Source organism: Neorickettsia sp. 179522, assembly GCF_001593535.1.
Classification (GTDB): domain Bacteria; phylum Pseudomonadota; class Alphaproteobacteria; order Rickettsiales; family Anaplasmataceae; genus Neorickettsia; species Neorickettsia findlayensis.
The window spans coordinates 851961-859205 of the sequence record NZ_LNGI01000001.1 but is presented as its reverse complement, the minus strand read 5'-3'; the positions used below and the strand labels follow the sequence as shown (position 1 = coordinate 859205).

Genomic DNA, 7245 nt, shown 5'->3' with positions numbered 1-7245 from the left:
GTTCTATTTATAGAAAAACCTACCCGAGTCATATACAATTATACACGTAGCTCATGCAGATTCTAAAGATATGAACAGTAGTTCTTCTAAATTCGAAGTGGTGTTCTACGTGGAACATAGTAACATCTTCCCCTGTAATCATATGTCAAACAAATGAAAAGATTACTAAAAGTTATACTTTTTTTTCTCTTACTATTCATATCATCGCTTTCTCTGGCTATTTATCTAAAAAACTCAGATAAAGAAAATAAATACGAACTACAGTTAGACAACCGAAATAGTATACTTGTCTCCATTGGTTATTATATTGTTAAACCAATAATAGAACTGTACATAGACTCGAGACTAGATAATTACGGATTGTTCGATGGTATAAGGAGTAGGCTTTTCTATGATCGATTAATTACAAAATCGTTGCTAAAGGCAGGAGAGGGAAATGAAATAAAATGCGGTGATAAAGTCGTAATAAATGCCTATGGAGATACAATAGGAAAGTTAGAAAAACTTGAATATGTTGTAGGAAAAAATCAACTTCCTATATTAAACATGATTCCAATAGGTATGAAAAAAGGAGAGGAAGCACACGTCAGTGTGCCGGGTTTGATAGCAAGTGAAGTTTTCTTAGATAAAAGAAACAAAAGTTTTACCTCATTCAAAGTTGAAATTATAGACGCAGAAAATAAAAATGCCCCAAACTCTGAAATGAATCCCATAATACTAAATGGAAGGATAACAAATAAAAAACCAAAGTTTTGTGGTGATGACGCACACATAAATTATGAAATATACGATATCCGGGGAAATAAAATTATCTCAGAACAGATTGAAATAAAGATTGGTAGTGGATTGTCACCAATTGAGAATTTTGTAATAGATATGCAGCCACTTACCAAAAAAATAGTTATAACAAAGGGTAGTTTTCTAGATAAGAAACTGGACGATGAATTAAAAATCTTAGTAATAGGATTAATTAAATAATATATGAGGATCGGAATATATGCTGGAACATTTGATCCAGTAACACTAGGTCACTTAGATATAATAAAAAAAGCACTACTAGTGGTAGACAAGCTGATAATAGCTATTGCGGAGTGCACATCAAAAACTCCAACGTTCTCAAGTGAAAAAAGAAAAAAATTCATTCAAAATTCTGTAGAAGAAATCCCAGGAGAACTCGAGATAAAAACTTTCAGAGGTCTTTTAGTTGATTTTGTCAGGCAGGAAAAAAGCAATATTATACTACGTGGATTACGTGCCGTATCAGATTTTGAATATGAGTTTCAAATGAGTTGGGTAAATCATAAACTGGACGATAAGATAATAACGATATTTCTTCCCGCGTCACACGAAACACAATTTCTCTCATCGACTTTTGTCAAACAAGTAGCAATCCTTGGTGGAGATCTTTCACAATTTTTACCACGTCAAATAATAGATGATGTAAAATCGCATCTACTCAAGTAACAAGTACGAATCATTTGATTTTTGTATCTTCTATTTATTCAGGTAAAAAAACATATTCTCAACAGCGGACCTTGCATCATGGAAAATTGACTGATCTATTTCTATTGATGGTTCTTCCTTGTCTAAGCAGTGATACAATTTCTCCATTGTGTTCAGTCTCATATAAGGACACTTGCTACACATACTACACGTACCAGATGAATTAACTGATTCCACTGGGAAAAAAATACCAGATGGAAGAATTTTTCTTGCCTGGTGTATTATTCCCGGTTCAGTAAGAACTATGAACTTGAAAAAGCCTGATTTTTTTATATATGAAAGTATTTGCGATGTTGAACCAACAAAGTCTGCATATTTGAGAAGCACACCAGGACATTCCGGGTGGGCAACAACTTTTGCATCTGGATTTTCTAATTTAAGGGAAATAACATGTCTTTCAGAGAAATTTTCGTGCACTACACAAGTTCCTGGCCAAATTTTCATTTCTCTACCGGTCTTTTTTTGTAAATAGTCACCCAAAAACTTGTCCGGAACAAAAACTATATTCTTATCTTTTGGTATATTGTTGACTATTTTCTCAGCGCTAGACGATGTACATATCGAATCTGACATTGCCTTAACATGAACTGAGGAATTTATGTATGCCAAAACAAACGGATTCTCAACAGAACTTACAAATTTTTCTAAATGTTCAGCTTTACAGGAATCCTCCAAAGAACATCCAGCTTTAATATCTGGGACAATAACTTTTTTTCCTGGACTTAGAAGTTTTGCAACTTCACCCATGAACGTAACACCACAGAAAACGATGATCTCAGCATCTGTACTTGAAGCCTTTGTAGACAAATCAAGAGAATCACCAACAAAATCAGCTATATCCTGTAACTCATCATCTTGGTAATAGTGAGCAAGTATTATAGCATTTTTCCTTTTCTTTAGCTCCACAATCTTTCTTTCAAGATTTTCAAGGAACCCCACTTTAAAGACATCATAAAGGACACAGGTATAGTTGTAACAAATTTACTTATTAGTTCCTAGATCTTATAAAATCTAAGACTGCCTCCACTGAAGAAATCGGAGTTTCTTTGTACATACCATGGCCCAAATTGAAGATAAAATTCTTTCCTGAAAAAGCATCTATTATTCTCTCTGTTTGAAGAAGTGCCTCTTTTTTATTAAATGCTAGAAGATAAGGATCCAGATTTCCCTGTATAAAAGCATGAGTTTGAAGATTATCCACTATCCAGTCAAGTGGAAGAGAGTGATCAGTGCTTATTACATCTACTGAAGTTTCTTTTACATATTGAAAATAGGAAACTCCAGCTCCCTTAGGAAATCCTATAACTGGAACATCAAGTGATGAAACTATTCTTCTAGTTGGTTCTATAATGAACTCTTTGAATTCGTTTGATGATGCTGCCCAAGCAAAACTTTCAAAAACTTGTACAAATTCTGCGCCGTGTTTGACTTGTTTTTTCAGGTATTGGATTGTTGCATCAGTCAACATTGATATTATTTCTTTGAATTCATCGTACCTTTCATTAATGAATTTTTTTGTCCTTAAAAAGGTCTTATCCCACCCACCTTCAATTATATAGAGTGCTACTGTCCATGGTCCTCCAGCGAAACCTATTAGGCTCTTATTCTGTGGAAGATATTTTCTTGTGAGAGAAATTGCATCTAGTGTTGGAGAAATTTTCTTCTCAAACACATCATATCTTAATTCACTTGGGTTATTGATTCTTTCTATTATAGGACCGACATCTTTTTTTATATCTATGTTACAACCAAGAGCTCTTGGTAAAACAAGAATATCAGAAAAAATTACTGCGGCGTCAAGATCGAACCTTTTGATTGGCTGTAAAGTTATCTCTGATGCTATTTCAGGTGATTCGCACATCTGAAAGAAGGTCATTTTTTTGGATATTTCGAGATATTCAGGAAGGTATCTTCCTGCTTGTCTCATAAACCATGTGGATATTTTCTTATCTAGCAATGACATAACTACTCAAAAACTTACAGACAACTTACTGCAACGCGAATCCTAATTCTACTACATACTTACTTTATGAATATATGTTTTATTGTTAATGTGGTTTTAGGAAAAAGTGTTTATCAAATCTTTTGCACACTCTTTTGAACAAAATCAAATTTTATTAATTATAGAAAAAACATAAGCTCTAATATTGGGTAGAGTGACATATCTTAGGTATAACAATATGTTAACGGTTCTTGTTAATAGAGGAGATTTCAACTAAAAAAAGACTGAAGCCTTCGGTTACATAGATTTGTTAAAATTATCTTTAAAGTCGTGTGTGATTTTTGAGAAAATCAAATCTATCAAAGATTTCAATAAATAATAAACCTCGTATAAACAGATTTTACACATACTTGTTAACATTACGGTTCTAGAGGAATTTTATATTCAGTTGGGGATAACTCTTCGTAATTTCGTAGTTCAAATACTGCGTAAGGCTGTCTATTTGGTCATCATAAACTGATCCTGGAAAGCTAAAAAGTTCCATCTCAAAATTTTCTAGCCATTCACCGGAATACGGTAAATAGAACTTTCCTGATTCAAATATTGAAACGACACTGTAGAGTCTTTCTATTTTTTTTCTAACTGGAGTAATAGAAATTATTGGTAGAGCTGTTGATCTTCTAAGCTCTTGTACTAGAGCTTGTCCGCTTGATTTGTTCTCAATAAGAATGTAATTTGCTTTCCATTTCTCTGCGTTTTCAACAATTGCTTTTTTTATTTCAGGGTAATCTAATTTTTTTCTGTATACATCTAAAACATAAAATGCCGTTCTGGACCTTGCAAATGTAATACAGACTGTATAATCACTTTGCTGCATACTAAAAGCTGCTGTATCCCAGCTTTGTGATATATATAATATTTCGCTTATTTCTTCTTTTTCTAAGTAACGCTTTATCCACTCTCTCCTGATAATTGAGTTTATATTTGAAAGAGGGTTTTGTTGGTACTGCGAAGCAAAAACATACGTGCCAATCTCTGCTTTCAGTTTTGATATATTTTCGTGTTTGAAATAGTTTCTATTTAAAATTTCACCTTCTTTCCTTTTTAGAAGAGTCTTTTTTGAATTTATGGAAGTAATTTTTTCTTTCCTCTCTGCAATAAGTGGAAGCGATATAATGTGCCACTTGCCGGAAGTTCTTGTTAAATAACCACATATATCATCGTAATGAAGTCTCTGCATAACAATGATTGCTATGCTTTTTTTACTATGATTGAGGCGTGTCATAAATGTATTTAGAAACCAATTCTTTGTTCTTTCTCTAAATGCATTACTATTCGCCTGTAGTGCATTTATTGGATCATCAGCTACTATTATGTCTGCTCCTTCTCCAGTGAGTGTTCCTGAAATTGAGGTCGCAAGTCGGAATCCCAACTTAGTAGTTAAAAATTTATTTTTTGTATTGTGATGCTTTGATATGACTGTGTCCCTGAACTTGTTCCTGTACCACTCAGAAGACATAATGAGTTTTGTTTTGAGTGAATGTTTAGTGCTTAGTAGGCTTGAATAGCTTGCTACTATTATTCCTTTTGAAGGTTCTCTTGAAAGAACAAAAGCTGGAAATGCAACACTGACTAAGGTGGATTTCATGTGTCTAGGAGGAATATTGATTATTAATCTGTTTATTTTTCCATTTAAACAGGCAATCAGTCTGTCTGATATGACATTTATGTATCCACACTTTACGAACTTTTTTGCAGGAAAAAGAGTTTTAAATGAGTCTTTAAAGAACGCTAAAAACTCCTCTGTGGAATATTGTCTTTTCACCTACACGTTTTGTAGAGTATTAGAAAGTAGAAAATTCTATTTGTATTTCGTCTTTTAAAGAAGCAAAATTTACTCGTCTTGAAAGAAAAAGCAGCTTTAATAACAGGTTCAGCAAGAAGATTAGGAGCATTTATTTCTGAAATTCTTGCAAATTATGGATATGATCTGATCCTACACTACAACAGGTCGTATGATGACGTAGTTTTATTAAAAGATAGATTAGAAAAAACATATAAGATACGAACCTATGTGTATCAAAAAGATCTAATCCTTTTAGATCATGTCGAAAAGATAATAGATAAATCATTTGCCATATTTCCGCATCTTAAACTACTTGTAAATAATGCATCGTTTTTCATGCAAGACAGTATAGAGACATCTAGTCGAGCTATTTTTGATAGCTATTATCGGATACATGTTCTTGCACCATTTATTTTGATGCAAAGATTCATTTCTCATAATCCTAAAGGTGGAAAAGTCATCAACATTGTCGATGCACTAGTAAAGAACCGCGGAAGCAAAAAGTATTTTTCCTATTTATTTTCGAAAAAGTGTCTATATGAACTTACACTTATGATCGAGAATTCAATTAAAGATTGTGAGATCAGTTTCCACTCAGTGAACCCAGAAGTCGTAATAAAGGACGATGGAAATTTCGAAAAGGAAAATCTAGCAAAATTTAAAGCCGACATTGAAAATATCTTACAGATGTAGAATGTTTTTATGGGCTATTTTTGCGATTCTTGTTTATTCTACTCCATTTAGGTTAGAACCAATGCCCTGAGGATGTCTTATGGATGCAGAATGTTTACATGACCCATCTTCCTTAGAGGTTTAGGTTGTCTTTTTCCATAGTTATAGAGTTTGACGTTTTTTTGTAGGAATAAATCCTTCCAAGTGTTTATTTCATTACCAAGGATATTCTTCATCGTGCACGGAACTACGAGATTGGGCTTTTTAAGTTTATTGCCTGTAATTGAAAGAACTAATTCTTCAAATTGATCAATATCGCAGCAATCCATGCTCCAGTGACCAGAATTGTGTGGTCTAGGAGCGATTTCGTTTACAACTAACTTGTTATCTTCATCGAGAAAAAATTCTACACACAAGAGACCCTTTATTTCTAATAGATCTGCTATTTGAAATCCTATATTTTCTATTTCAAGTGCGACATGATGAGGAAGTGCAGCTGGAACGCTTGATGTTCTGAGTATTCCATTGACATGAACATTCTCTGCTATCGGAAAACATACATTTCCAGTTTCATTTCTTGAAATTATTATGGAAAATTCCTTATTTATCCTAAATAACTTTTCTCCTATTAGAGGGAATTCGAGGTTTTCAACTTCTCTTTTTAAATGATCATGACTCTCTAGTAAGAATTGCCCTTTTCCGTCATAGCCACCCTCAATTGTTTTTAATACTACTGGAAAATCCAGACTATCAAGATCCTCTTCATTTTGAATGTACCAATACTTGGTTGTTGGTATTCCATTTTTTCTTAAGAATTCTTTTTCCAAGAATCTATTTTGTGCCACCTTAATCGCTTTAGTATTTGGAACATTGAATTTATCGTGAAGTAGATCAAGTGTATCTACCGGTATGTTTTCGGTCTCAAACGTTATAGAGTCTACGTGTTCTGCAAAATGAAGGATCGCTGACTTATCGAGGAAAGGTGCAACAACATAATCCCTTGCCACATCTATAGCTGGGGAGCTCTCTTCTTCCGCTAATACGCAAACTTTAAAACCCAGATTATATGCAGCTATAGCTATCATTTTTCCTAGCTGTCCGCCTCCGACTATTCCAATGCGTTGCATTTTTTTCTACTACAAAGGTACGTCTTTATAGTTACACCAAAACTGACCTAAAAATGAACTACCTTAACGCTAAAGAATGGATACTTGTTTTCAGGTTATTAAAACTTACTAATTCAGAATTTTGATAAACATGTGTGGCAAGGATACTGTTTTTT

At 33.5% G+C, this 7245-nt stretch carries 7 protein-coding genes; 3 read left to right on the top strand and 4 right to left on the bottom strand.

What is annotated here, in order from left to right:
- The first annotated feature begins 153 nt into the window (after positions 1-153).
- On the top strand, positions 154-978 hold the full coding sequence (locus AS219_RS03965) for a hypothetical protein (RefSeq protein WP_067980367.1): 825 nt from the start codon (positions 154-156) through the stop codon (positions 976-978).
- 3 nt (positions 979-981) lie between these two features.
- On the top strand, positions 982-1464 hold the full coding sequence (gene coaD / locus AS219_RS03960; RefSeq protein WP_067980364.1) for a pantetheine-phosphate adenylyltransferase: 483 nt from the start codon (positions 982-984) through the stop codon (positions 1462-1464).
- Between the two features lie 30 nt (positions 1465-1494).
- On the opposite strand, the gene nadA is transcribed toward coaD, so the two are convergent.
- The 3 genes from nadA to terL all read right to left on the bottom strand — a co-directional run bounded on the left by nadA (position 1495) and on the right by terL (position 5270).
- Complete coding sequence (gene nadA / locus AS219_RS03955) at positions 1495-2442, bottom strand: quinolinate synthase NadA (protein ID WP_067980361.1); 948 nt, start codon at positions 2440-2442, stop codon at positions 1495-1497.
- Positions 2443-2491: 49 nt separating this feature from the next.
- Positions 2492-3466 carry a uroporphyrinogen decarboxylase gene (gene hemE / locus AS219_RS03950; protein ID WP_067980358.1) on the bottom strand — a complete coding sequence of 325 codons (975 nt, stop codon included), beginning with the start codon at positions 3464-3466 and terminating at the stop codon, positions 2492-2494.
- Positions 3467-3872: 406 nt separating this feature from the next.
- Positions 3873-5270: a phage terminase large subunit gene (gene terL, locus AS219_RS03945; protein ID WP_067980356.1), complete on the bottom strand. Its 1398-nt coding sequence runs from the start codon at positions 5268-5270 to the stop codon at positions 3873-3875.
- Positions 5271-5348: 78 nt separating this feature from the next.
- On the opposite strand from terL, the gene AS219_RS03940 reads away from it, so the two are divergent.
- Positions 5349-5984, top strand: coding sequence for an SDR family NAD(P)-dependent oxidoreductase (locus AS219_RS03940; protein ID WP_067980353.1), 636 nt, complete (start codon positions 5349-5351; stop codon positions 5982-5984).
- A 77-nt stretch (positions 5985-6061) separates the two neighbouring features.
- Here the strand turns inward: AS219_RS03940 and AS219_RS03935 are convergent, their stop codons facing one another.
- A complete protein-coding gene (locus AS219_RS03935; protein ID WP_067980350.1) occupies positions 6062-7090 on the bottom strand; it encodes a 5-(carboxyamino)imidazole ribonucleotide synthase in 1029 nt (342 codons plus the stop codon).
- Positions 7091-7245: the final 155 nt, after the last annotated feature.